General features: G+C 54.5%; 22 protein-coding genes. 14 read left to right on the forward strand and 8 right to left on the reverse strand.

Going from position 1 to position 21176, the window contains the following annotated elements:
• Positions 1 to 49 precede the first annotated feature (49 nt).
• The 4 genes from bioA to MRY16398_RS20365 all read left to right on the forward strand — a co-directional run bounded on the left by bioA (position 50) and on the right by MRY16398_RS20365 (position 3975).
• Positions 50 to 1339 (forward strand): adenosylmethionine--8-amino-7-oxononanoate transaminase, encoded by a 1290-nt coding sequence (gene bioA, locus MRY16398_RS20350; protein WP_125125084.1) that lies wholly within the window; start codon positions 50 to 52, stop codon positions 1337 to 1339.
• 69 nt (positions 1340 to 1408) lie between these two features.
• A complete protein-coding gene (locus MRY16398_RS20355; protein ID WP_125125085.1) occupies positions 1409 to 2089 on the forward strand; it encodes a type 1 glutamine amidotransferase domain-containing protein in 681 nt (226 codons plus the stop codon).
• Positions 2090 to 2100: 11 nt separating this feature from the next.
• Complete coding sequence (locus MRY16398_RS20360; RefSeq protein ID WP_039077248.1) at positions 2101 to 2577, forward strand: kinase inhibitor; 477 nt, start codon at positions 2101 to 2103, stop codon at positions 2575 to 2577.
• 114 nt (positions 2578 to 2691) lie between these two features.
• A complete protein-coding gene (locus tag MRY16398_RS20365; protein ID WP_125125086.1) occupies positions 2692 to 3975 on the forward strand; it encodes a putative acyl-CoA thioester hydrolase in 1284 nt (427 codons plus the stop codon).
• 53 nt (positions 3976 to 4028) lie between these two features.
• Here MRY16398_RS20365 and pgl read toward each other — a convergent pair whose 3' ends face one another.
• A complete protein-coding gene (pgl, locus tag MRY16398_RS20370; protein ID WP_125125087.1) occupies positions 4029 to 5024 on the reverse strand; it encodes a 6-phosphogluconolactonase in 996 nt (331 codons plus the stop codon).
• Between the two features lie 149 nt (positions 5025 to 5173).
• Between pgl and MRY16398_RS20375 the strand changes: the two genes are divergently transcribed.
• Complete coding sequence (locus tag MRY16398_RS20375) at positions 5174 to 5992, forward strand: pyridoxal phosphatase (RefSeq protein WP_071195583.1); 819 nt, start codon at positions 5174 to 5176, stop codon at positions 5990 to 5992.
• Here MRY16398_RS20375 and modC read toward each other — a convergent pair whose 3' ends face one another.
• The 5 genes from modC to MRY16398_RS20400 all read right to left on the reverse strand — a co-directional run bounded on the left by modC (position 5993) and on the right by MRY16398_RS20400 (position 9515).
• Positions 5993 to 7051, reverse strand: coding sequence for a molybdenum ABC transporter ATP-binding protein ModC (gene modC / locus MRY16398_RS20380; RefSeq protein WP_039077252.1), 1059 nt, complete (start codon positions 7049 to 7051; stop codon positions 5993 to 5995). It lies immediately after the preceding gene.
• Positions 7052 to 7053: 2 nt separating this feature from the next.
• Positions 7054 to 7743, reverse strand: a complete 690-nt coding sequence (gene modB / locus MRY16398_RS20385) for a molybdate ABC transporter permease subunit (RefSeq protein WP_125125088.1) — start codon at positions 7741 to 7743, stop codon at positions 7054 to 7056.
• Entirely contained in the window at positions 7740 to 8516 is a 777-nt protein-coding gene (gene modA / locus MRY16398_RS20390) for a molybdate ABC transporter substrate-binding protein (protein ID WP_079498625.1), read from the reverse strand. Before modA ends, modB begins: the two co-directional genes overlap by 4 nt.
• Positions 8517 to 8683: 167 nt before the next feature.
• Positions 8684 to 8833 carry an AcrZ family multidrug efflux pump-associated protein gene (locus tag MRY16398_RS20395; protein ID WP_039077255.1) on the reverse strand — a complete coding sequence of 50 codons (150 nt, stop codon included), beginning with the start codon at positions 8831 to 8833 and terminating at the stop codon, positions 8684 to 8686.
• A gap of 85 nt (positions 8834 to 8918) precedes the next feature.
• Positions 8919 to 9515 carry a hypothetical protein gene (locus MRY16398_RS20400; RefSeq protein ID WP_039077256.1) on the reverse strand — a complete coding sequence of 199 codons (597 nt, stop codon included), beginning with the start codon at positions 9513 to 9515 and terminating at the stop codon, positions 8919 to 8921.
• A gap of 141 nt (positions 9516 to 9656) precedes the next feature.
• Here MRY16398_RS20400 and modE point away from each other — a divergent pair, with 141 nt between their 5' ends.
• The 7 genes from modE to gpmA all read left to right on the forward strand — a co-directional run bounded on the left by modE (position 9657) and on the right by gpmA (position 17419).
• A complete protein-coding gene (gene modE / locus MRY16398_RS20405) occupies positions 9657 to 10445 on the forward strand; it encodes a molybdenum-dependent transcriptional regulator (protein ID WP_039077257.1) in 789 nt (262 codons plus the stop codon).
• A gap of 66 nt (positions 10446 to 10511) precedes the next feature.
• The gene (modF, locus tag MRY16398_RS20410) at positions 10512 to 11975 is read left to right on the forward strand and encodes a molybdate ABC transporter ATP-binding protein ModF (protein WP_125125089.1); all 1464 of its coding nucleotides are present in this window, start codon (positions 10512 to 10514) and stop codon (positions 11973 to 11975) included.
• A gap of 221 nt (positions 11976 to 12196) precedes the next feature.
• On the forward strand, positions 12197 to 13213 hold the full coding sequence (gene galE / locus MRY16398_RS20415) for a UDP-glucose 4-epimerase GalE (RefSeq protein WP_071195580.1): 1017 nt from the start codon (positions 12197 to 12199) through the stop codon (positions 13211 to 13213).
• A gap of 10 nt (positions 13214 to 13223) precedes the next feature.
• Positions 13224 to 14273, forward strand: a complete 1050-nt coding sequence (gene galT, locus MRY16398_RS20420) for a galactose-1-phosphate uridylyltransferase (protein ID WP_125125090.1) — start codon at positions 13224 to 13226, stop codon at positions 14271 to 14273.
• Positions 14274 to 14275: 2 nt separating this feature from the next.
• A complete protein-coding gene (gene galK / locus MRY16398_RS20425; RefSeq protein ID WP_041852056.1) occupies positions 14276 to 15424 on the forward strand; it encodes a galactokinase in 1149 nt (382 codons plus the stop codon).
• The gene (galM, locus tag MRY16398_RS20430; protein ID WP_125125091.1) at positions 15418 to 16458 is read left to right on the forward strand and encodes a galactose-1-epimerase; all 1041 of its coding nucleotides are present in this window, start codon (positions 15418 to 15420) and stop codon (positions 16456 to 16458) included. Before galK ends, galM begins: the two co-directional genes overlap by 7 nt.
• 208 nt (positions 16459 to 16666) lie before the next feature.
• Positions 16667 to 17419: a 2,3-diphosphoglycerate-dependent phosphoglycerate mutase gene (gene gpmA / locus MRY16398_RS20435; RefSeq protein ID WP_041852058.1), complete on the forward strand. Its 753-nt coding sequence runs from the start codon at positions 16667 to 16669 to the stop codon at positions 17417 to 17419.
• A gap of 196 nt (positions 17420 to 17615) precedes the next feature.
• Here gpmA and aroG read toward each other — a convergent pair whose 3' ends face one another.
• On the reverse strand, positions 17616 to 18668 hold the full coding sequence (gene aroG, locus MRY16398_RS20440) for a 3-deoxy-7-phosphoheptulonate synthase AroG (RefSeq protein ID WP_041852059.1): 1053 nt from the start codon (positions 18666 to 18668) through the stop codon (positions 17616 to 17618).
• Positions 18669 to 18989: 321 nt separating this feature from the next.
• Here aroG and MRY16398_RS20445 point away from each other — a divergent pair, with 321 nt between their 5' ends.
• Positions 18990 to 19370, forward strand: a complete 381-nt coding sequence (locus MRY16398_RS20445) for a protein YbgS (RefSeq protein WP_041852060.1) — start codon at positions 18990 to 18992, stop codon at positions 19368 to 19370.
• A 119-nt stretch (positions 19371 to 19489) separates the two neighbouring features.
• On the forward strand, positions 19490 to 20428 hold the full coding sequence (gene zitB, locus MRY16398_RS20450; protein ID WP_041852061.1) for a CDF family zinc transporter ZitB: 939 nt from the start codon (positions 19490 to 19492) through the stop codon (positions 20426 to 20428).
• Here the strand turns inward: zitB and pnuC are convergent.
• Positions 20425 to 21144 carry a nicotinamide riboside transporter PnuC gene (pnuC, locus tag MRY16398_RS20455; protein ID WP_125125092.1) on the reverse strand — a complete coding sequence of 240 codons (720 nt, stop codon included), beginning with the start codon at positions 21142 to 21144 and terminating at the stop codon, positions 20425 to 20427. The genes zitB and pnuC overlap by 4 nt on opposite strands.
• Between the last annotated feature and the right edge of the window lie 32 nt (positions 21145 to 21176).

Raw genomic sequence — 21176 nt, forward strand, 5'->3', positions numbered from 1 at the left:
GGTTATACTTGTAAACCTAAATGTTTTTAATTTGGTTTACAAGTCGATTATGACAACGGACGATCTTGCCTTTGACCAGCGCCATATCTGGCACCCGTACACTTCCATGACCTCTCCGCTGCCGGTTTATCCGGTGCAATCCGCACAAGGATGCGAACTGACGCTGGCCAGCGGCGAGCGGCTGGTAGACGGGATGTCTTCCTGGTGGGCCGCCATTCACGGCTACAATCACCCGGTACTGAACGCGGCGATGAAAGCGCAAATTGATGCCATGTCGCACGTGATGTTTGGCGGCATCACCCACCAACCCGCCATCGCCCTGTGCCGTAAGCTGGTGGCGATGACCCCGGACAACCTGGAGTGCGTTTTCCTCGCTGATTCTGGCTCGGTGGCCGTGGAAGTGGCGATGAAAATGGCCCTGCAATACTGGCAGGCGAAAGGCGAGCCCCGGCAGCGGTTTCTCACCTTCCGTAACGGCTACCACGGCGACACCTTTGGCGCGATGTCGGTGTGCGACCCGGACAACTCCATGCACAGCCTGTGGCAGGGCTACCTGCCGGAAAACCTCTTCGCCCCCGCGCCGCAAAGCCGTTTCGACGGTGAATGGGACGAGCGCGATATGGTGGGTTTTGCCCGCCTGATGGCGGCGCATCGCCATGAAATTGCCGCGGTGATCCTTGAGCCCATCGTGCAAGGCGCCGGCGGGATGCGCATGTACCACCCTGAGTGGCTTAAGCGGATCCGTAAAATGTGCGACCGGGAAGGGATATTGCTGATTGCCGATGAGATTGCCACCGGCTTTGGTCGCACCGGCAAGCTGTTTGCCTGCGAACACGCCGGGGTTGCCCCGGATATTCTCTGTCTTGGCAAGGCCTTAACCGGCGGCACAATGACGCTTTCCGCCACGCTTACGACGCGCCATGTGGCCGAGACTATTAGCAACGGCGAAGCGGGCTGCTTTATGCACGGCCCGACGTTTATGGGCAATCCGCTGGCCTGTGCGGCGGCAACGGCCAGTCTCGGCCTGCTGGAAAGCGGTGAATGGCAATCCCAGGTGGCCGCGATTGAACGCCAGTTACGCGACGAGCTCGCAGCGGCGAGCGATAGCGCCAACGTGGAGGACGTTCGCATACTGGGGGCAATCGGTGTAGTGGAGACCAGGCGACCTGTAAACATGGCGGCGCTGCAACGTTTCTTTGTTGGGCAAGGCGTGTGGATCCGCCCGTTTGGCCGCCTCATTTACTTGATGCCGCCTTATGCGATAAGCCGCGAACAGTTGACGCGCTTAACCCAGGCCGTGAATGCCGCCGTCGCCATGGACGAGATGTTCATTGTCTGATTTAACGCCCGCCTGGTTCCGGGATGCTACACTCTGGAGGGTTAACTCATCCCGGAATCAGGAGGAATAATGGCGATTTTAATGATACTGACCTCGCATGACACCCTCGGCGACACCGGGCAAAAGACCGGTTTCTGGCTGGAAGAATTTGCCGCACCGTATTATGTTTTTCGCGATGCAGGGCTGGAGGTTGCGCTTGCCACACCCAAAGGCGGACAGCCGCCACTGGATCCGAAAAGCGATGCGCCCGATGCCCAAACCCAGGACACCGAGCGCTTTCGCAAAGACAAAGCCGCACAGCTCGCCCTGGCAAACACCCACAAACTGAGTGATATCGCCGCAGGGGATTATGAAGCGGTGTTTTACCCCGGCGGGCACGGTCCGCTGTGGGATCTGGCAGAACATCCTGTATCTATCGCGCTTATCGAAAAATATTGGGCCGAAGGCAAGCCGGTAGGAACCGTCTGCCACGCGCCGGGCGTGCTACGCCATGCCCATAAGCCAGATGGCAGCCCACTGGTCCAGGGCAAACGCGTGACGGGTTTTAGCAATAGCGAAGAAGAAGCCGTCGGCCTGACACAGGTTGTGCCATTCCTGGTTGAAGAGGCGTTAAAACAGGCCGGAGGCTTGTACGAGCGCGGTGAAGACTGGGGCGTGTATGCAATCACCGACGGTCACCTGGTTACCGGGCAAAACCCGGCGTCATCGGCCGCTGCCGCACAGGAAATCGTCAAGTTGCTGCATCGCTGACAGGAGGTGAAATGAAACTGATCAGTCATGATTTACAGGACGGGGGCAAACTGCCCCACCGCCACGTTTTCAATGGCATGGGCTACGACGGCGACAATATTTCGCCGCATCTGGCCTGGGATGATGTTCCCGCCGCAACTAAAAGTTTTGTGGTTACCTGCTACGACCCGGATGCCCCCACGGGGTCCGGCTGGTGGCACTGGGTCGTCGCGAACTTGCCCGCCGATACCCGCGTATTGCAACAAGGAGCCGGTTCAGGGATAAGCGCGCTGCCGGATGGCGCTATCCAGACACGAACCGACTTTGGCAAAGCCGGTTATGGCGGCGCGGCGCCGCCAAAAGGTGAAACCCACCGCTATATTTTTACCGTCTATGCGCTGGATGTTCCGGCTATAGAGGTCGATGCCGACGCCAGCGGTGCGATGGTCGGCTTTAATGTGCATTTCCATTCTCTCGCCAGCGCCTCCATCACCGCCCTTTTTAGCTAAAAAACCATTCATTTGAGGCCGATTTGCACAATCGGCTTCCCGTTTCGCTCAACTTAGTATAAAAAAGCAGGCTTCTGACGAAATCATTTAAACTTGCACAGCCTGGAGTACCCCTTGAACACATTCTCGGTTTCTCGTCTGACGCTGGCACTGGCTTTTGGCGTGACACTGACCGCCTGTAGCTCAACGCCGCCGGATCAACAGCCTTCTCAACAAACTGCGCCGGGTACGGCATCGCGCCCTGTACTGATGGCGGGCGAAGCGAAAAACTTCGTGGCGGATAACTACTTCGCCTCCCTGACGCCGAACGCAGCCGCGTGGAAGCCTTACGCTATCCGTCTGCCTGCACAGGCAAACTTCGTGGTTGGCCCCGCGGGCACGCCTGGCGTAACGCACAACACCATTCAGGCAGCGGTTGACGCAGCCATCAACAAACACTCCAGCGATCGTCAGTATATTGCCGTGATGCCGGGTGATTACGAAGGCACCGTGTATGTTCCTGCGGCGTCTGGCAGCGTGACCATTTACGGTACCGGCGAAAAACCGCTGGACGTGAAAATCGGGCTGGCTATTGACTCTGAAATGGACAGCACGACCTGGCGTAAACTGGTCAATCCATCAGGCAAATACATGCCGGGTAAACCTGCCTGGTATATGTTTGATAAATGCCAGAGCAACCGTAACGCCACCGTTGGCGTGATGTGCTCCGCTGTTTTCTGGTCACAGAACAATGGTCTGCAACTGCAGAACCTCACCATCCAGAATAGCCTTGGCGACAGCGTTGACGCCGGTAACCATCAGGCGGTTGCGTTCCGCAGCGACGGCGACAAAGTTCAGTTGAATAACGTCAATATCCTGGGTCGCCAGAACACCTTCTTCGTGACCAATAGCGGTGTCGATAACACCCTGCGTAACGATCGCCAGACCCGTACGCTGGTCACCAACAGCTATGTAGAAGGGGATGTGGATATCGTCGCAGGCCGCGGCGCGGTTGTGTTTGATAACACCGATTTCCGCGTTGTGAACTCCCGTACCCAACAAGAAGGCTACGTGTTCGCACCGGCAACCCTGTCCAGCGTTAATTTCGGTTTCCTGGCGACCAACAGCCGCTTCACCGCGACCGGTAATGGCGTGGCGCAACTGGGCCGCTCGCTGGACGTGGATGCCAATACCAACGGTCAGGTTGTGATTCGCGATAGCGTCATCAACGAAGGCTTCAACGTGGCGAAACCGTGGGCAGCCGCTGCGGCTTCGGGTCGCGCGTTTGCCGGTAATACGGGCGCGGTGGATGATAAAGGTAATATCCAGCGTCAGTTGAACGATGCGCGCTTCAACCGCATGTGGGAATTTAACAACCGTGGCGTAGGCAGCCAGGTTGTTGCTGAACCGAAAAAGTAAGCATTTTGAAACGAAAAAACCTCGCCGCGGCGAGGTTTTTTTATGCCTGAAAATCAGTACGCGTTAACCACGACCCACATCGGCCCCTGGCCCACCGCATAACGGGATTTCTCGGTCAGCAACCCCTGCTCGCCGTTAATTTCATACAACGCGATATGGTGGGATTTCTGCCCTGCCGCAATCAGGAATTTACCGCTGTGATCGACATTAAAGCCACGCGGCTGCGTTTCTGTCGGCTGGAAGCCCTCGATAGCCAGTACGCTGCCATCTTCTGACACGCTGAACACAGTGATCAGGCTGGCGGTACGGTCACAGGCATAGAGGTGACGGCCATCCGGCGTAATATGAATATCCGCCGCCCAGCGAGTATCGGAGAAGTCAGCCGGCATCATATCCAGCGTCTGCACACATTCAATCTTGCCGTGCGCATCATTAAGCTGCCATACATCGACAGAGCTGTTCAGCTCATTCACACAGTAGGCAAAACGTTTGTTCGGATGGAAGGCGATATGGCGCGGGCCAGCCCCTTCAACGGTGGTCACTTCCGCCGGGTCTTGCGGTTGCAGATTGCCATCTTCGGACAGCGTAAACAGACAAATACGATCTTGTTTCAGCGCCGGAACCCACAGGGTGCGATTGTCAGGCGAAATATTGGCAGAATGACAACCTTCCAGCCCTTCTACCACGTCCAGGGTCTCGGTCGGCACGCCATCGTCGAGACGGGTTACGCTGACACAACCCGCGTTATAGGAACCGCTGAACAGGAAACGACCACTGTGATCGGTTGAGATGTGCGTCGGGCTACCTGGCAGCGACGCTTCTGCGGTATAGGTCAGCGCACCATCGTCTGGCGCAATACGGTAAGCAATAACGCGGAATTCCGGGCGTACGCCCACGTAGAGGTAACGTTTATCAGGGCTTATGACCATCGGCTGAACCTGGCCGGGAACATCCACCACCTGCACAAGCGTCAGGGTGCCTTCGGGATTCAAACGCCAGACATGAATCTGCTGACTTTCCGGGCTGGCGGTATAAACGGTTTGTTTCATGAATACTCCTTTCCTTGATACTGCGTTAATTTACCAGGATAGCCTTTTTTCGTGGTTAATGCTGAATTTCACGCGCAAATTTTGCCCATGGCGCGACTCGGTGTACCATTCCGAAAAAGCCAAATTCAACATTGACCACGGAAAACAACATGACCTCGCGTGTATTAGCACTGGATTTAGACGGTACCTTACTGACGCCTAAAAAAACGCTGCTCCCCTCTTCTATCGAGGCGCTTGCCCGGGCAAAAGCAGCCGGCTATCAGTTAATTATTGTTACCGGGCGGCATCACGTTGCCATCCATCCTTTTTATCAGGCACTGGCGCTTGATACACCTGCAATTTGCTGTAATGGCACTTATTTGTATGATTATCAGGCAAAAAAAGTGTTAACAGCCGATCCTCTGCCGGTTTCGCAAGCCGTTAAACTGATTGAAATGCTCGAATCCCACGATGTCCACGGTCTGATGTATGTCGATAATGCCATGCTCTATGAAAAGCCAACCGGTCATGTCATTCGCACCAATAACTGGGCACAAACTCTGCCGCCGGAACAGCGCCCGGTCTTCACCCAGGTGGACTCGCTGCGCGCCGCCGCCAGTGACGTTGACGCTATCTGGAAATTCGCCCTGACCGACGAAGACACCAATAAACTTAAGCAGTTTGCCCACACGGTTGAGCAAACACTGGGACTGGAGTGCGAGTGGTCATGGCATGATCAGGTCGATATCGCGCGCACGGGCAATAGCAAAGGCAAACGCCTGACCGAGTGGGTCACCTCACAGGGCTTGTCGATGAAAGAGGTGGTGGCGTTTGGTGACAACTACAACGACATCAGCATGCTGGAGGCGGCGGGCCTTGGGGTCGCGATGGGAAATGCCGATGACGCGGTCAAAGCCCGCGCCAACGTTGTGATTGGCGATAACACCACCGACAGCATTGCCAGCTTTATCTATAGCCATCTGCTCTGATCAGGCGGTGATCGATACACTCTTAATTTGTGCATAGAGCCACAGGCCAGGTTTGATATTGAGCTCATCCCTGGCCCACGGGCTAATTCGCGCCCACAGCGTCCTTCCACTTACATCCAACTGAACTTCCACCTGCCCGTCCAGATCGTAGTTTTGCACCACTTTCGCCCGCAGAGTGTTACGAATACTGGTATTGCCGGAAGGTTGCAGCACCAGCGACACATCCGTTGCCTGAATTCGAATACGCACAGCAGCCTGAAGCGGCTTATCCAGTCTGTTCACCCAAATATGCTGGTCGCCCAGAGCCAGCGCCGTCATGGCGTAATGCGGATGCTGCTCCAGCACGCTGACTTTCAGAATACTGCTTTGCTGCTCCTGAGGTAGCCACGGATTCATCACGCTGCTCCCCCAGACATCTTCGAGGTTACCAAAGGCTTTCACCGCCCCCGCTTCCAGCACCATCACTTTATCGGCAAGGTGCAGGATCTCATCCAGCGAGTGGCTGACATACAGCACAGGAATATTGATTTCCCGCGCCAGGCGTTGCAGATACGGCAACAGCTCACGTTTACGCGGAATATCCAGCGATGCCAACGGCTCATCCAGCAACAACAATTCCGGCGCGGTTAACAGGGCGCGACCAATCGCCACGCGTTGCTTTTCCCCACCCGACAGCCCGCCTGGCAGGCGCTCTAAAAGCTGTTCGATCCCCAGAAGCGCCACCAGCTTGTCAAACTGCCCGGCCATGGATTTCGCCATGCCGTAGCGCAAGTTGCCCAACACGTTGTAATGCGGGAACAGGCGCGCATCCTGGAAGACATAACCGACCCGGCGCTTTTCCGGCGGCAGGCAGATTTTTTTCTCAGCGTCATACAGCACGCGATCATTGAGCACGATACGCCCCTGCTCCGGGCGCGTTAAGCCGCTAATCGCATTGATAAGAGAGGTTTTCCCCGCTCCCGATACGCCAAATACCGCCGTGATACCGCTGGCTGGCAGGTTTTCGGCAACCTGCAGACGGTGCGTTCCCAGCGTCTGACTAAAATTCAGCTCCAGCATCGTTATCTCCCGGTCCGTTCACGGCTAACGCGCGCCAGCCATTCCGAAATGAGCAGCGAGACAAGCGCCATAATAATGGAGATCACACACAAACGCGCCGCCGCCATTTCGCCGCCGGGTGTCTGAATAAGGGTGTACATCGCCGAAGGAATGGTGCGCGTTTCGCCAGGGATGTTTGAGACAAAGGTGATGGTCGCCCCAAATTCACCCAGCGAACGGGCAAAGGCCAGCACGGTGCCGACAATAATTCCCGGCAATGTTAAGGGCAGCGTAATCGTCATAAACACGCGCCAGCGCCCGGCACCTAAGGTACGGGCGGCCTGTTCGAGTTTGGTGTCAACGCCTTCCAGCGCCAGGCGAATGGCACGCACCATCAGCGGAAAGGACATCACCGCCGCCGCAAGCACCGCGCCTCGCCAGCTAAAAGCGAAGGTTATCCCGAACCAGTCAAAGAGCCACTGGCCGATAAATCCACGTCTTCCCATGGCAATAAGTAATAAATACCCCACGACAACCGGAGGCAGAACCAGGGGAAGATGCAGGAGACTGTCAAGCAGGGCTTTGCCTGGAAAGGTACAGCGCACCAGTAACCAGGCAAAGAAAATCCCAAAGGGCAAGCTAATAACAACTGCGAGGGATGAAACTTTCAGGCTAAGTATCACTGCCTGCCATTCGGGATCCGTTAATATCATTCGTGTGTCGTAAATCCGTAACGTTTAAACACGGCGGAAGCTTCCGGGGTTTTCAGGTAGTCATAGAACGCACTAACCGTTGCGTTTTTATGACCTTCGGTAATCGCCATCGGATATTCCACCTTCTGGTGAGAGTTTTCCGGGAAAGTCCCGACCACTTTCACGCCCTTACTGGCCACTGCGTCAGAACCATAGACGATACCCAGCGGGGCTTCGCTACGTTCAACCAGTGCCAGAGCACTACGTACATCTTCTGCTGGCGCCAGGCTCGGGGACAATTTATCCCACGCCCCCAGCTTTTGCAGCGCTTCTTTCGCATAGATACCTGCCGGGACATGCTCCGGATCGCCAACCGCCAGGCGGCCGCCTTTCAACAAGGTTGCCCAGTCAGTGGCCGCATCAACGGTAATATCGTCCTGCGCACTGCTCTTCGGCGCCACAACAACCAGGCTATTACCCAGCAAGGTTACGCGCGTGCCGGTATCGATACTCTTTTTATCAACCGCGTAATCCATCCATTTCTGGTCAGCAGAAATGAACAGGTCCGCAGGCGCGCCCGCTTCGATTTGACGTGCCAGCGTGGAAGACGAAGCAAACGACGAGACCACCTCGACGTTTTTCTCTTTCTTATACGCAGCGGCAATGTCCTGCATTGCATTGGTCAGCGACGCTGCCGCAAAAACGGTAATTTTCCCTTCATCAGCCAGCGCATGTCCGGCAACAGAAAGCGATAAAGTCGCCCCGGCAAAAAGGCGTAACCATGTACGTGTCATCTGTAACTCCTGTGAGTATCGTTATATAACTGGAAATATAACGATACTACCAGAGATTCACCGGGTGAGGTCATACTCATCAAGAATTACTGAGATTTATGAGATATCGGCAAGCTTATGCCGAACTTGAATAGCAAAACGCCCGCGATTGCGGGCGTTTTTTAAATTCAGCGGCGTTGCGCGGGGCGGTCGCGATGACCAACATTTGAAAAAAGGTTGAATACCTCACCCAGGCCATAAATCAACCCCAGGATGATAGCCATCACCACAGGGACCATGATTACGGCAAAAACTAAGCTTTTCAATAACTCAAACATGGTCAACTCCATTTAGTGTTAAGGGGGCATTCTAACCGCATCTGGCAGAAAAACACTCGCCTTTTGTGCCATCGTCGGTCACCTTTTACAAGGGTTGACGACTCAGTACAAACGTATCCGCGCTGCGAATATTCCATGGCCGGGCAATATTCGAATGTTGAATGCTATCGACTCGTATTTTATCAAATGGAATGCATTTAACTTCTTTGCTTGAATCCCAAGTGGCCAGCCCCTCGTCCGTCACTTTCGAAATGACTGTCCAGTGGCTATATTCCTGCTCACCATCATTATAATCGTAAGCCTGAATAATCACGCGCCCTTCTTTATGGTTCGCCAGACTTAACGTATCGAGGATATCCCGGCGATCGCGAGGTTTATCGTTATGCCAGTAGGGCATGCTGAAGGTGAACTGCCATTGTTCGCGGGTTTTCGGGTCGTAAAATTCATACTCAGCGTTCAACAGCGCCATCGTCCGACTCAGGGTATTTTTAAGCGAACCGCGAGCAATGCCGTTAACAAACCCCATTGGATCGCCATCAAAAACGTATTGCTGCAAAATTATCGGGAAGATTTCCGGGAGCGCCAGTTCTGGTTCCAGTAAATGTATGCCGTTCGCGATGGCGTAAAAACCACAGGCTCCGTCCAATTCGCCTTGCAAGGCCGGGCGTTTTTTAACTGCCATATTCTGTTCCTTCAGTGGAGTGTCTCTTTCCCCTATCGACAATTGTGACATTATCTTTAGAAAAACAATGCGTGCAGGTGAAGACTAGGCTCCAGGTCGATTTTCCTTCACACTATTCTTTTTACATCAGGACACTACGCTATGCAGGCTGAAATTCTTCTTACCCTTAAGCTCCAGGAACGGCTGTTCGCTGACCCGCGCCGGATTAATTTACTCAAACAGATAGAACAGACGGGTTCCATAAGCCAGGGGGCGAAGAATGCGAACATCAGCTATAAAAGTGCCTGGGATGCCATTAATGAAATGAATCAGCTCAGCGAACAGACGCTGGTGGAACGCGCGACAGGGGGAAAAGGCGGCGGCGGCGCGGTTATCACCCGCTACGGTCAGCGTCTTATTCAACTCTATGATTTACTGGGTCAGATTCAGCAAAAAGCGTTTGATGTGTTAAGCGACGACGATGCCCTGCCGCTGAATAGCCTGCTGGCGGCCATTTCCCGTTTTTCGCTGCAAACCAGCGCCCGTAACCAGTGGTTTGGCACCATTACCGCCCTCGACCACCAGCAGGTACAGCAACATGTCGATGTGCTTCTGGCGGATGGTACGACATCACTCAAAGTCGCCATTACTGCCCAAAGCGCGCAGCGCCTGGATTTGACGCAAGGCAAAGAGGTGCTGGTGCTGCTGAAAGCCCCGTGGGTAGGCATTACAACCGACCATGCCACTGCGCAGCAGGCCGATAATCAGCTCCGTGGGCGAATCAGCCATATTGAGCGTGGCGAACTGCAGTACGAAGTTCTGATGGCGCTACCCGACGGCCAGCAGTTATGTGCGACCGTGCCCGCACAGCAGGCGCAAGATCTAAAGGAAGCGGCTGAGGTCACGGCATATTTTAATGCTGACAAGGTCATTCTCGCCACGTTGTGCTAAGTAGATTGACAAGTTGCCTGCCAGCACGTATCCCTGTCTGTATCGCTGCAAAAAATGGGATACATAATGTCATCATTGCAAATTTCGCAAGGCACGTTTCGTCTTGGCGACACCCGGACGCTGTCGATTGATCATTTAACGCTGCAGTCGGGTGAAAGCTGGGCGTTTGTCGGTGCAAACGGTAGCGGGAAATCGGCGCTGGCTAAAGCACTGGCTGGCGAATTGACGCTCCTTAAAGGGGATCGCCAGAGTAACTTTTCACGCATTACCCGTCTTTCATTCGAACAGTTGCAAAAACTGGTCAGTGAAGAGTGGCAACGTAATAACACCGATATGCTAAGCCCCGGTGAAGATGACACCGGACGCACCACCGCAGAAATCATCCAGGATGAGGTCAAAGACGCCGCGCGCTGCCAGCAGTTGGCCGAACGTTTTGGTATCACGTCCCTGCTCTCACGCCGCTTTAAATACCTTTCCACAGGAGAGACGCGCAAAACACTTCTCTGCCAGGCGCTGATGTCGCAACCTGATTTACTGATTCTGGACGAGCCTTTTGACGGACTGGACGTTCATTCACGGCAAAATCTCGCTCTTCTCCTCGCCGAGCTTAATGCAGAAGGTTACACCCTGGTGCTGGTTCTGAACCGCTTCGATGAGATCCCGGATTTTGTGCAGAATGCGGGCGTGCTGGCTGACTGCGCGCTAACGGAAATCGGCGAAAAAGCGGCATTGTTACAGCAGGCGCTCATCGCGCAACTGGCGCATAGCGAGAACCTGGCGGGAATGGCGCTGCCGGAGCCAGATGCGCCGCCAGCGCGCGATCAACTGACCGCCGGTGAGCCGCTGATTGTGCTGAAAGAGGGTGTCGTCTCCTATAACGATCGTCCGATTATCAATCATCTCAACTGGACCGTTCGACCAGGGGAACACTGGCAAATTAGCGGGCCGAACGGCGCGGGAAAATCGACGCTGCTCAGCCTGGTAACGGGCGATCATGCGCAAGGCTACAGCAACGATTTAACCCTTTTTGGCCGCCGTCGCGGCAGCGGCGAAACCATCTGGGATATTAAGAAGCACATCGGTTACGTCAGCAGCAGCCTGCACCTGGACTATCGCGTCAGCACGACCGTGCGCAATGTCATTCTTTCCGGCTATTTTGACTCCATTGGCATTTATCAGGCTGTTTCGGACAAACAGCGTAAACTGGCGCAACAGTGGCTGGACATCGCCGGGTTTAATGCGAAAACCGCCGATGCGCCGTTCCATAGCCTGTCATGGGGCCAACAGCGTCTGGCGCTGATTGTTCGTGCGCTGGTTAAACATCCGACCTTACTGATCCTCGATGAGCCGCTGCAAGGGCTGGATCCGCTGAACCGTCAGTTGATTCGCCGCTTTGTTGATGTGCTAATTGGTGAAGGCGAAACGCAATTATTGTTTGTCTCCCACCATGCCAGTGATGCCCCTTCTTGTATCACGCATCGTTTACAATTTGTCCCGGACGGCGACAACTGGCGCTACCAGTTTGAGTGAGTTTTTTCACAGGCGGGGGCATCCCCCGCCTCTGTTTCAAAGCATTTTCAGAATTTATGCATCATTACGTCATTATTTATCTGATTTATAATCAGTTAGCTGGGCAGGTAATACGTGGCATATCGTTGTGTAAACGATTCCACTAATTTATCACATATCACAGTTTTGCCATCTCTGTTATGCTAAAGTTAATTCATAACATACGCTTGATGGAGTGATATATGAAAGTTTTGGTTACAGGTGGTAGCGGTTACATTGGAAGCCATACCTGTGTGCAACTGCTGCAAAACGGCCACGACGTCATCATCCTCGACAACCTGTGTAACAGCAAACGCAGTGTCGTGCCGGTGCTTGAACGCCTGGGGGGCAAATCCGCCCTGTTTATCCAGGGTGACATTCGTGATGAAGCACTGCTGGCTGAAATCCTGCACGATCATGCAATCGAAGCGGTTATCCACTTCGCGGGGTTAAAAGCCGTTGGCGAGTCAGTAGCCAAACCGCTGGAGTACTACGACAACAATGTCAATGGCACGCTTCGCCTGGTGAATGCCATGCGTGCGGCCAACGTCAAAAACCTCATTTTTAGCTCCTCCGCCACGGTCTATGGCGATCAGCCGCAAATCCCTTATGTCGAAAGTTTCCCGACGGGCACCCCGCAAAGCCCCTACGGCAAAAGCAAGCTGATGGTCGAGCAGATCCTGACCGACCTGCAAAAAGCCCAGCCGGACTGGAGCATTGCGCTGCTGCGTTATTTCAACCCGGTGGGCGCTCATCCGTCAGGAGATATGGGTGAAGACCCGCAGGGTATCCCGAACAACCTGATGCCTTACATTGCCCAGGTGGCCGTGGGCCGTCGCGACTCTCTGGCGGTATTTGGTAATGACTACCCGACGCCTGATGGCACCGGCGTTCGCGATTACATCCATGTGATGGATTTAGCCGACGGGCACGTTGTGGCGATGGAAAAACTGGCGGGCAAGCAAGGCGTCCATATTTATAACCTCGGCGCAGGCGTTGGCAGCAGTGTGCTGGACGTGGTTAACGCATTCAGTAAAGCGTGCGGTAAGCCGGTGGCGTACCATTTTGCTCCCCGCCGCGATGGCGATCTGCCTGCCTACTGGGCAGATGCAAGCAAAGCGGATAATGAACTGGGCTGGCGTGTGACCCGTACGCTCGATGAAATGGCACAAGATACCTGGCGCTGGCAATCACGCCACCCGCAGGGTTACAGCGATTAAGGGAAGGGTCATGACGCAGCAATTTAATCCGGTCGATCACCCGCATCGCCGTTACAACCCGCTGACCGATCAATGGGTTCTGGTGTCGCCGCACCGCGCCAAACGCCCCTGGCAGGGGGCTCAGGAAACCCCGGCGAAACAGACCCTGCCGGCCCACGATCCCGACTGCTTTTTATGCCCGGGGAACACGCGCGTCACCGGCGATAAAAACCCCGATTACCCCGGCACCTATGTCTTCACCAATGACTTTGCGGCACTGATGACCGACACGCCGGATGCGCCACAAAGCAGCGATCCGCTGATGCGCAGCCAGAGCGCGCGCGGCACCAGCCGCGTTATCTGCTTCTCGCCGGATCACAGCAAAACCCTGCCGGAACTGAGCCTGAGCGCGCTGGAAACGGTGGTCAAAACCTGGCAGGAACAGACCGCCGATCTGGGCCGTACTTACCCGTGGGTTCAGGTTTTTGAGAACAAAGGCGCGGCCATGGGCTGCTCGAACCCGCACCCGCATGGCCAGGTGTGGGCCAACAGCTTTCTGCCCAATGAAGCCGAACGCGAAGACCGTCTGCAGAACGCCTATTTCCGCCAGTACGGCTCCCCCATGCTGGTGGATTACGCTGAACGCGAGCGCCAGGACGGCAGCCGCACCGTCGTTGAAACCGAACACTGGCTGGCCGTGGTGCCCTACTGGGCGGCCTGGCCGTTTGAAACGCTGCTGTTACCCAAAGCGCATATCCTGCGGATCACCGACTTAACCGACGTGCAGCGTGGCGACCTGGCGCTGGCCCTTAAGCAACTGACCAGCCGCTACGACAACCTGTTTCAGTGCTCCTTCCCCTACTCGATGGGCTGGCACGGGGCCCCCTTCACCCAACAGGATCAGAGCCACTGGCAGTTGCACGCGCATTTTTACCCGCCGTTATTACGCTCCGCCACGGTACGTAAGTTTATGGTCGGTTATGAAATGCTGGCTGAGACGCAGCGTGACCTGACGGCAGAACAGGCGGCCGAACGTCTGCGCGCGGTCAGCGATATTCATTTCCGCGAATCCGGAGTTTAACCATGAGTCTGAAAGAGAAAACACAGTCCCTGTTTGCTGAAAAATTTGGCTACCCTGCCACCCATACCATCCAGGCGCCGGGGCGCGTAAACCTGATCGGCGAACATACCGATTATAACGACGGGTTTGTGCTGCCCTGCGCCATCGATTACCAGACCGTGATCAGTTGTTCACCGCGTCAGGATCGTACCGTGCGCGTTATCGCCGCCGATTACGACAACCAGCAGGATGAATTCTCACTCGACGCCCCCATTGTGACCCACCCTTCACAGCAGTGGTCAGACTATGTGCGTGGCGTGGTGAAACATCTGCAAAAGCGTGACAACAGCTTTGGCGGCGCGGATCTGGTGATCAGCGGTAACGTGCCGCAGGGCGCGGGCCTGAGCTCGTCCGCCTCGCTGGAAGTGGCGGTCGGCACCGTGTTCCAGCAGTTGTACCACCTGCCGCTGGACGGCACGCAAATCGCCCTGAACGGCCAGGAAGCGGAAAACCAGTTTGTCGGCTGTAACTGCGGCATTATGGACCAGCTTATCTCGGCGCTGGGTAAAAAAGGCAGCGCGCTGCTGATCGACTGCCGCTCGCTGGGCAGCAGGGCGGTCTCCATGCCGGAGGGCGTTTCCATCGTCATCATTAACAGTAATTTTAAACGCACCCTGGTGGGCAGCGAGTACAATACCCGTCGTGAGCAGTGCGAAACGGGCGCGCGTTTCTTCCAGCAAAAAGCGCTGCGTGACGTGAATATCGATCAGTTCAACGCCGTCGCGCACGAACTGGATCCGGTGGTTGCCCGCCGCGTCCGCCATGTGCTGACCGAGAATGCGCGTACCGTGGAAGCCGCCAGCGCGCTGGAAAAAGGCGACCTGCAGCGTATGGGCGTCCTGATGGCGGAATCCCATGCCTCCATGCGTGATGATTTCGAAATCACCGTACCGCACATCGACACTCTGGTGGAGATCGTGAAAAACACCATCGGCGATAAAGGCGGCGTGCGCATGACCGGCGGCGGATTTGGCGGCTGCGTGGTCGCGCTGGTGCCGGAAGCGCTGGTGCCTGCGGTGAAAGAGGCCGTTGCGGCACAGTACGAAGCTAAAACCGGCATTAAAGAAACCTTTTACGTGTGCAAACCTTCACAGGGAGCGGGACAGTGCTAAATGAATCTTCCGGGGCAGCGCCAGATGGACTGCCCTTCCGTCTGATTACCCTGCGCAACAGCGCAGGGATGGTGGTCACCGTCATGGACTGGGGCGCAACGTTGCTGTCGGCACGGGTCTCGCTTTCCGATGGTTCAGTGCGTGAAGCGCTGCTCGGTTGTGCCACCCCCGAACACTATATCCACCAGAACGCCTTTCTGGGCGCATCGGTGGGGCGCTACGCGAACCGTATCGCCAAAAGCCAGTTTATCCTCGACGGGGAAACTTATACGCTCGTGCCAAGCCAGGGTGAAAACCAGTTGCACGGCGGCCCGGAAGGGTTTGATAAGCGCCGCTGGCGGATTGAGCGACAAAATGACAGTGAAGCGCTGCTTTCATTAACCTCGCCTGATGGCGACCAGGGTTTTCCTGGTAAAGTGAACGCCAGCGTGCTTTATCGTCTTGGCGAAGATAACCGCCTCGCTATCGAGTATCGCGCGACCACGGATAAGCCTTGCCCGGTGAATCTGACCAACCACGCCTACTTCAACCTTAACGGCGATCAGAGCGACGTGCGCAGCCACAGGCTGCAATTGCTGGCGGATGCTTATCTACCGGTCGACAGCATGGGCATCCCGGTGGGCGATCTGAAAAACGTGGCGCAGACCAGCTTTGATTTCCGCCAGCCGAAAACGCTGGCACAGGATTTCTTAAGCGATGACGATCAGCGTGTGGTAAAAGGTTACGATCATGCGTTTTTGCTGCAGGCCAAAGGCGATGCCAGTCAGCCAGCCGCACACGTCTGGTCGGCGGACAATAAGCTGCAAATGTCTGTTTATACCTCTGCCCCGGCGCTACAGTTTTACTCCGGGAATTTCCTTGAAGGGACACCCGCACGCGGCAATACGGCCTACAGTGCGTGGCAGGGTCTGGCGCTGGAAAGCGAGTTTTTACCCGACAGCCCGAACCGCCCGGACTATCCTCACGATAGCTGCATTCTGCAACCCGGCGATGAATATGTCAGCCTGACGGAATATCACTTTATTCCCGCCTGATAACCAACCCTCCTCGCGGAGGGTTTTTTTTGCCCATTTCGCTGAAATATCGGCCAATCATCGACAAAATGGTAACCACTAATTCACAAGCACCTTACACTGGGCCACTATTTTCGCTATGGTTAAGGGTAATCGTTGCTGCTGGTCATTACAGGGCAATATAATGAGAATTGTTATCATTCAATCAGGCTTATGAAGGAGTAAGTGTATGGCTGTTACTAAACTGGTTCTGGTTCGTCACGGCGAAAGCCAGTGGAACAATGAAAACCGCTTCACCGGTTGGTACGACGTTGATCTGTCCGAGAAAGGCGTTAGCGAAGCCAAAGCAGCAGGTAAACTGCTAAAGGATGAAGGCTTCAGCTTCGACTTTGCGTATACCTCTGTGCTGAAACGTGCCATCCACACCCTGTGGAATGTGCTGGACGAACTGGATCAGGCCTGGCTGCCGGTAGAGAAATCCTGGAAACTGAATGAGCGTCACTACGGTGCGCTGCAGGGTCTGAACAAAGCAGAAACCGCTGAGAAATACGGTGACGAGCAGGTTAAACAGTGGCGTCGCGGCTTTGCTGTTACGCCACCGGAGCTGACGAAAGATGATGAGCGTTTCCCGGGCCACGATCCGCGTTATGCAAAACTGACCGAGAAAGAGCTGCCGACTACCGAGAGCCTGGCGCTGACTATCGAACGCGTTGTGCCTTACTGGAACGAAACCATTCTGCCGCGCCTGAAAAGCGGTGAGCGCGTCATCATCGCCGCACACGGCAACTCCCTGCGTGCGCTGGTGAAATACCTGGATAACATGGGTGAAGATGAAATCCTCGAACTGAATATCCCGACTGGTGTGCCGCTGGTGTACGAGTTCGACGAAAACTTCAAGCCTATCAAACATTACTACCTGGGGAACGCCGACGAGATCGCTGCAAAAGCGGCTGCCGTTGCCAACCAGGGTAAAGCGAAGTAATTTTCGCAAAGCATAAAAAAAGCGTGGAGCAATCCACGCTTTTTTCTTTGTGGCGCCAATACACAACATCATTTGAGGCTGTACCGGGGCGGCAAAGAAAGAAATCCCCGAGAGCATAGATAACTCTGTAACCGGGGTTTCTGAGTGCAGCCAACAATGCAGCCAACAAAGAGACAGGCCAAAAGATGAAATGTAGTTACTGGCGACGCGCTTTTACTGCTGCCGCTAGTTGACGCAGGACCGTGTCGGTATCTTCCCAGCCAATGCAGGCATCGGTCACGCTCTTGCCATAGACCAGCGGTTCGCCACTTTCGAGACTCTGATTGCCTTCCACCAGGTGGCTTTCAATCATCACGCCGATAATTGCTTTCTCGCCGCCAGCAATCTGCTGACAGACATCTGCCCCCACTTCCATCTGCTTTTTGAACTGCTTACTGGAGTTCGCATGGCTGAAATCAATCATCACCTGTGCAGGCAGACCGGCTTTTTCCAGCCCCACTTTCACTTCTGCTACATGTTTTGCACTGTAGTTTGGCTCTTTACCACCGCGCAGAATGATATGGCAGTCGCCATTCCCGCTGGTGTTAACAATCGCGGAGTGACCCCATTTGGTCACGGAGAGGAAGCAGTGTGGCGCTCCCGCCGCATTGATCGCGTCAATGGCGACTTTGATGGTGCCGTCAGTGCCGTTTTTGAATCCCACCGGGCAAGAAAGACCAGAGGCCAGCTCACGGTGAACTTGGGATTCAGTGGTACGCGCGCCAATAGCGCCCCAGCTCATCAGGTCGGCAACGTACTGCGGGGTGATCATGTCAAGGAATTCACCGGCAGCCGGTAATCCGCTGTCATTGATATCCAGCAATAACTTACGCGCAATGCGCAGGCCATCGTTGATTTGGAAGCTGTTATCCATGTGCGGATCGTTGATGAGCCCTTTCCAGCCGACGGTGGTGCGCGGTTTTTCAAAGTAAACGCGCATCACGATCTCCAGTTCACCCTGGAGCTCCTCACGCAGCGTCAGCAGACGCGCTGCGTACTCCTTGGCCGCAGCCGGATCGTGAATAGAGCACGGGCCAATCACCACCAGCAGGCGATCGTCATTGCCTTTCAAAATTTTGTGAATCGCTTTGCGGGCATGAGAGACCGTTTTGGCCGCAGTTTCGGTAGCAGGAAACTTCTCAAGAAGCGCGACAGGAGGTAATAACTCGTTGATCTCTTTAATGCGTAAATCGTCGTTCTGATAATTCATGATCGTTCCAGCGTTGCCATACTTATTTTAATGAATGCAATCTCTCCAATCTAACTTGTCAGTCAGGTAGTGTAAACGCGAATTTACAGTGCGGGCAGAAAATTCCTGGAATTCCCCTAAAAACCGTCAGAAAGTAGCGAATAGCGATAACGACGCTACACTTTTTAAGTGTTAATACTTAGTTTGATTTATTTTTCAAGATTATATTCTGCCTTAGTCGGCAGTATATAACATGTTTCACTACTGAGCGTGATAGTTCGTTCGCGCATGTCAGGCCGATGATTCGTATCGGTAAACAATGACCAGAACAGGAGCATCATGATGAAAATGAATAAATTAGCGACACTTTTCTTGACGACAACTCTGACCCTGGCAAGCGGTGCGGCATTCGCTGCGGATTCTACCTCTCAAAACAATAATGGTCAGGCAAACGCCGCCGCCAGCGCGGGACAGACAGCGCCGGATGCGAAAGAGAACCTTGCGCCAAATACCTCAACAAATGGTTCTGATTCTTCAGGCATGAAACTGAACACGGAGAAACACACCAACTCTCATGTCGGTACTCAGCACATGACAAAAGATGAGATCCATAAAAACTCTCAGTGTAAAGACGGTAAGTGTCCGGATATCAATAAGAAAGTTCAGACCGGTAACGGTATTAACAATGACACAGATACCAAAACCGACGGCACAACGCAGTAAAAATAGTCTGCGGCCAAAATGGGGAGAGCTTCGGCTCTCCTCAATTTTTTCTGCTGATTAGCAAAAGATCTGCAATGATGTAAGACGCTGCTAACGCCAATTACACGGGACGGCTCATTATGGCGCATTCACACTCTCACTCTCATCTCCCTGCTGACGCCAATGCGCGGCGATTACTTCTGGCCTTTAGCGTCACAGCATTGTTCATGTTGGTCGAGGTGGTGGGGGGACTGGTTTCAGGCTCACTGGCGTTACTGGCCGATGCCGGGCATATGCTGACGGATGCTGCTGCACTCTTTTTTGCCCTGCTGGCAGTGCATTTTGCCCACCGCCCCTCAGGACCCCGACGCACTTTTGGCTGGCTTCGTCTGACCACGCTGGCTGCCTTTGTTAATGCAATTGCGCTTGTATTGATTACTTTTTTTATCGTCTGGGAAGCCATTCAGCGCTTCTACCATCCTCAACCCGTGGCAGGTATGACAATGATGGTGATTGCCGTCATGGGATTGCTGGCGAATATCCTGGCATTCTGGCTGCTGCATCGTGGTAATGAAGAACGGAATTTGAATGTCCGGGCGGCAGCCCTGCATGTGCTTGGCGATCTGCTGGGCTCCGTGGGCGCCATTGCCGCTGCGCTGATCATTATGTTTACCGGCTGGACACCCGCCGACCCGATACTTTCCATACTGGTCTCGGTGCTGGTATTACGCAGCGCGTGGGCACTCTTGCGTGAAAGCGTCAATGAATTGCTGGAGGGGGCGCCCACTTCACTGGATATCAACGCCCTGAAACGGCATCTGCGGCGGGCCATTAGCGAAGTGCGCGATGTACATCATGTGCATGTCTGGCTGGTGGGAGAAAAAGCGCTGATGACGTTACATGTCCAGGTTATTCCACCACACGATCACGACGGACTACTGCGGCAAATTGAACATTTTCTGGTGCATCACTATCAGATTGAGCATGTCACCATTCAGATGGAGTACCAGCCCTGTAGCGGGCCTGACTGCCATCTCAGCGAGACGCAGCCAGACCACAGCCATTCACACCATCATTAGTTCGAGAACGCGTGAGAGCCGCGCTCACGGGCGCTATTTATCCACATCCGGCTACCGTTGAGTGCGATAAAGGTCAGAATCATATATTCCAGCGACATGGCCCAGACGCCTTGCAGGGCAAAAATCACCACGCTGATGACATTGATAATGACCCACAGCAGCCAGTTCTCGACATATTTCCGCGTCATCAAAACCATGGCGACGATGGAAAGTACCATCATGCAGGAATCCCAGAACGGGAAGGCGTCTGGCTGCAATTCGGGCATCGCCACATTCAGCCCCACCGTCTGCATCATCGAGACCGCCACGCGAGTGAGCACTGCAAAGACCGGATCGATAAAGAAGGTCATAAAACCGATAGCAATCGCGCAGACGACCAGCCAGGCTAAAGCCTTGGGTAAAGGCAACCAGCGGATTTGCAGAACTGCCTCGTTGGCGGTTGTTTGCCGCGACCAGGCGTACCAGCCGTAGATATTGGCGGCAAAGAAAAACAGCTGAAGCAACAGGCTGGCGTAGAGCTGGATCTGGAAGAAGATAATGGCAAACAGCGTTACGTTGATTAAGCCAAATGCGTAATTACTGATTTTTTCCAGGCTGGCGAGCCAGATGCATAACAGTCCCGCCACCGTCCCTACTGCTTCAATCCATGAAAGATCGTAGCCTCCGGCGCCGATCGGGATATGTACCAAGATATTCTGTGTGCTAAAAAAATCCATCTTTTCCCCAGAGCGTATTCCTACGCATTTTT

The organism is Phytobacter sp. MRY16-398, from assembly GCF_003925915.1.
Lineage (GTDB): Bacteria > Pseudomonadota > Gammaproteobacteria > Enterobacterales > Enterobacteriaceae > Phytobacter > Phytobacter diazotrophicus.

Coding starts and splice junctions, on each gene's coding strand:
- aroG (WP_041852059.1), bottom strand. CDS start 18,668: ATGAATTATCAGAACGACGATTTACGCATTAAAGAGATCAACGAGTTA.
- modF (WP_125125089.1), top strand. CDS start 10,512: ATGTCATCATTGCAAATTTCGCAAGGCACGTTTCGTCTTGGCGACACC.
- MRY16398_RS20445 (WP_041852060.1), top strand. CDS start 18,990: ATGAAAATGAATAAATTAGCGACACTTTTCTTGACGACAACTCTGACC.
- pnuC (WP_125125092.1), bottom strand. CDS start 21,144: ATGGATTTTTTTAGCACACAGAATATCTTGGTACATATCCCGATCGGC.
- galE (WP_071195580.1), top strand. CDS start 12,197: ATGAAAGTTTTGGTTACAGGTGGTAGCGGTTACATTGGAAGCCATACC.
- zitB (WP_041852061.1), top strand. CDS start 19,490: ATGGCGCATTCACACTCTCACTCTCATCTCCCTGCTGACGCCAATGCG.
- modC (WP_039077252.1), bottom strand. CDS start 7,051: ATGCTGGAGCTGAATTTTAGTCAGACGCTGGGAACGCACCGTCTGCAG.
- MRY16398_RS20360 (WP_039077248.1), top strand. CDS start 2,101: ATGAAACTGATCAGTCATGATTTACAGGACGGGGGCAAACTGCCCCAC.
- gpmA (WP_041852058.1), top strand. CDS start 16,667: ATGGCTGTTACTAAACTGGTTCTGGTTCGTCACGGCGAAAGCCAGTGG.
- pgl (WP_125125087.1), bottom strand. CDS start 5,024: ATGAAACAAACCGTTTATACCGCCAGCCCGGAAAGTCAGCAGATTCAT.
- galK (WP_041852056.1), top strand. CDS start 14,276: ATGAGTCTGAAAGAGAAAACACAGTCCCTGTTTGCTGAAAAATTTGGC.
- modA (WP_079498625.1), bottom strand. CDS start 8,516: ATGACACGTACATGGTTACGCCTTTTTGCCGGGGCGACTTTATCGCTT.
- modE (WP_039077257.1), top strand. CDS start 9,657: ATGCAGGCTGAAATTCTTCTTACCCTTAAGCTCCAGGAACGGCTGTTC.
- galT (WP_125125090.1), top strand. CDS start 13,224: ATGACGCAGCAATTTAATCCGGTCGATCACCCGCATCGCCGTTACAAC.
- MRY16398_RS20355 (WP_125125085.1), top strand. CDS start 1,409: ATGGCGATTTTAATGATACTGACCTCGCATGACACCCTCGGCGACACC.
- modB (WP_125125088.1), bottom strand. CDS start 7,743: ATGATATTAACGGATCCCGAATGGCAGGCAGTGATACTTAGCCTGAAA.
- bioA (WP_125125084.1), top strand. CDS start 50: ATGACAACGGACGATCTTGCCTTTGACCAGCGCCATATCTGGCACCCG.
- MRY16398_RS20400 (WP_039077256.1), bottom strand. CDS start 9,515: ATGGCAGTTAAAAAACGCCCGGCCTTGCAAGGCGAATTGGACGGAGCC.
- MRY16398_RS20395 (WP_039077255.1), bottom strand. CDS start 8,833: ATGTTTGAGTTATTGAAAAGCTTAGTTTTTGCCGTAATCATGGTCCCT.
- MRY16398_RS20375 (WP_071195583.1), top strand. CDS start 5,174: ATGACCTCGCGTGTATTAGCACTGGATTTAGACGGTACCTTACTGACG.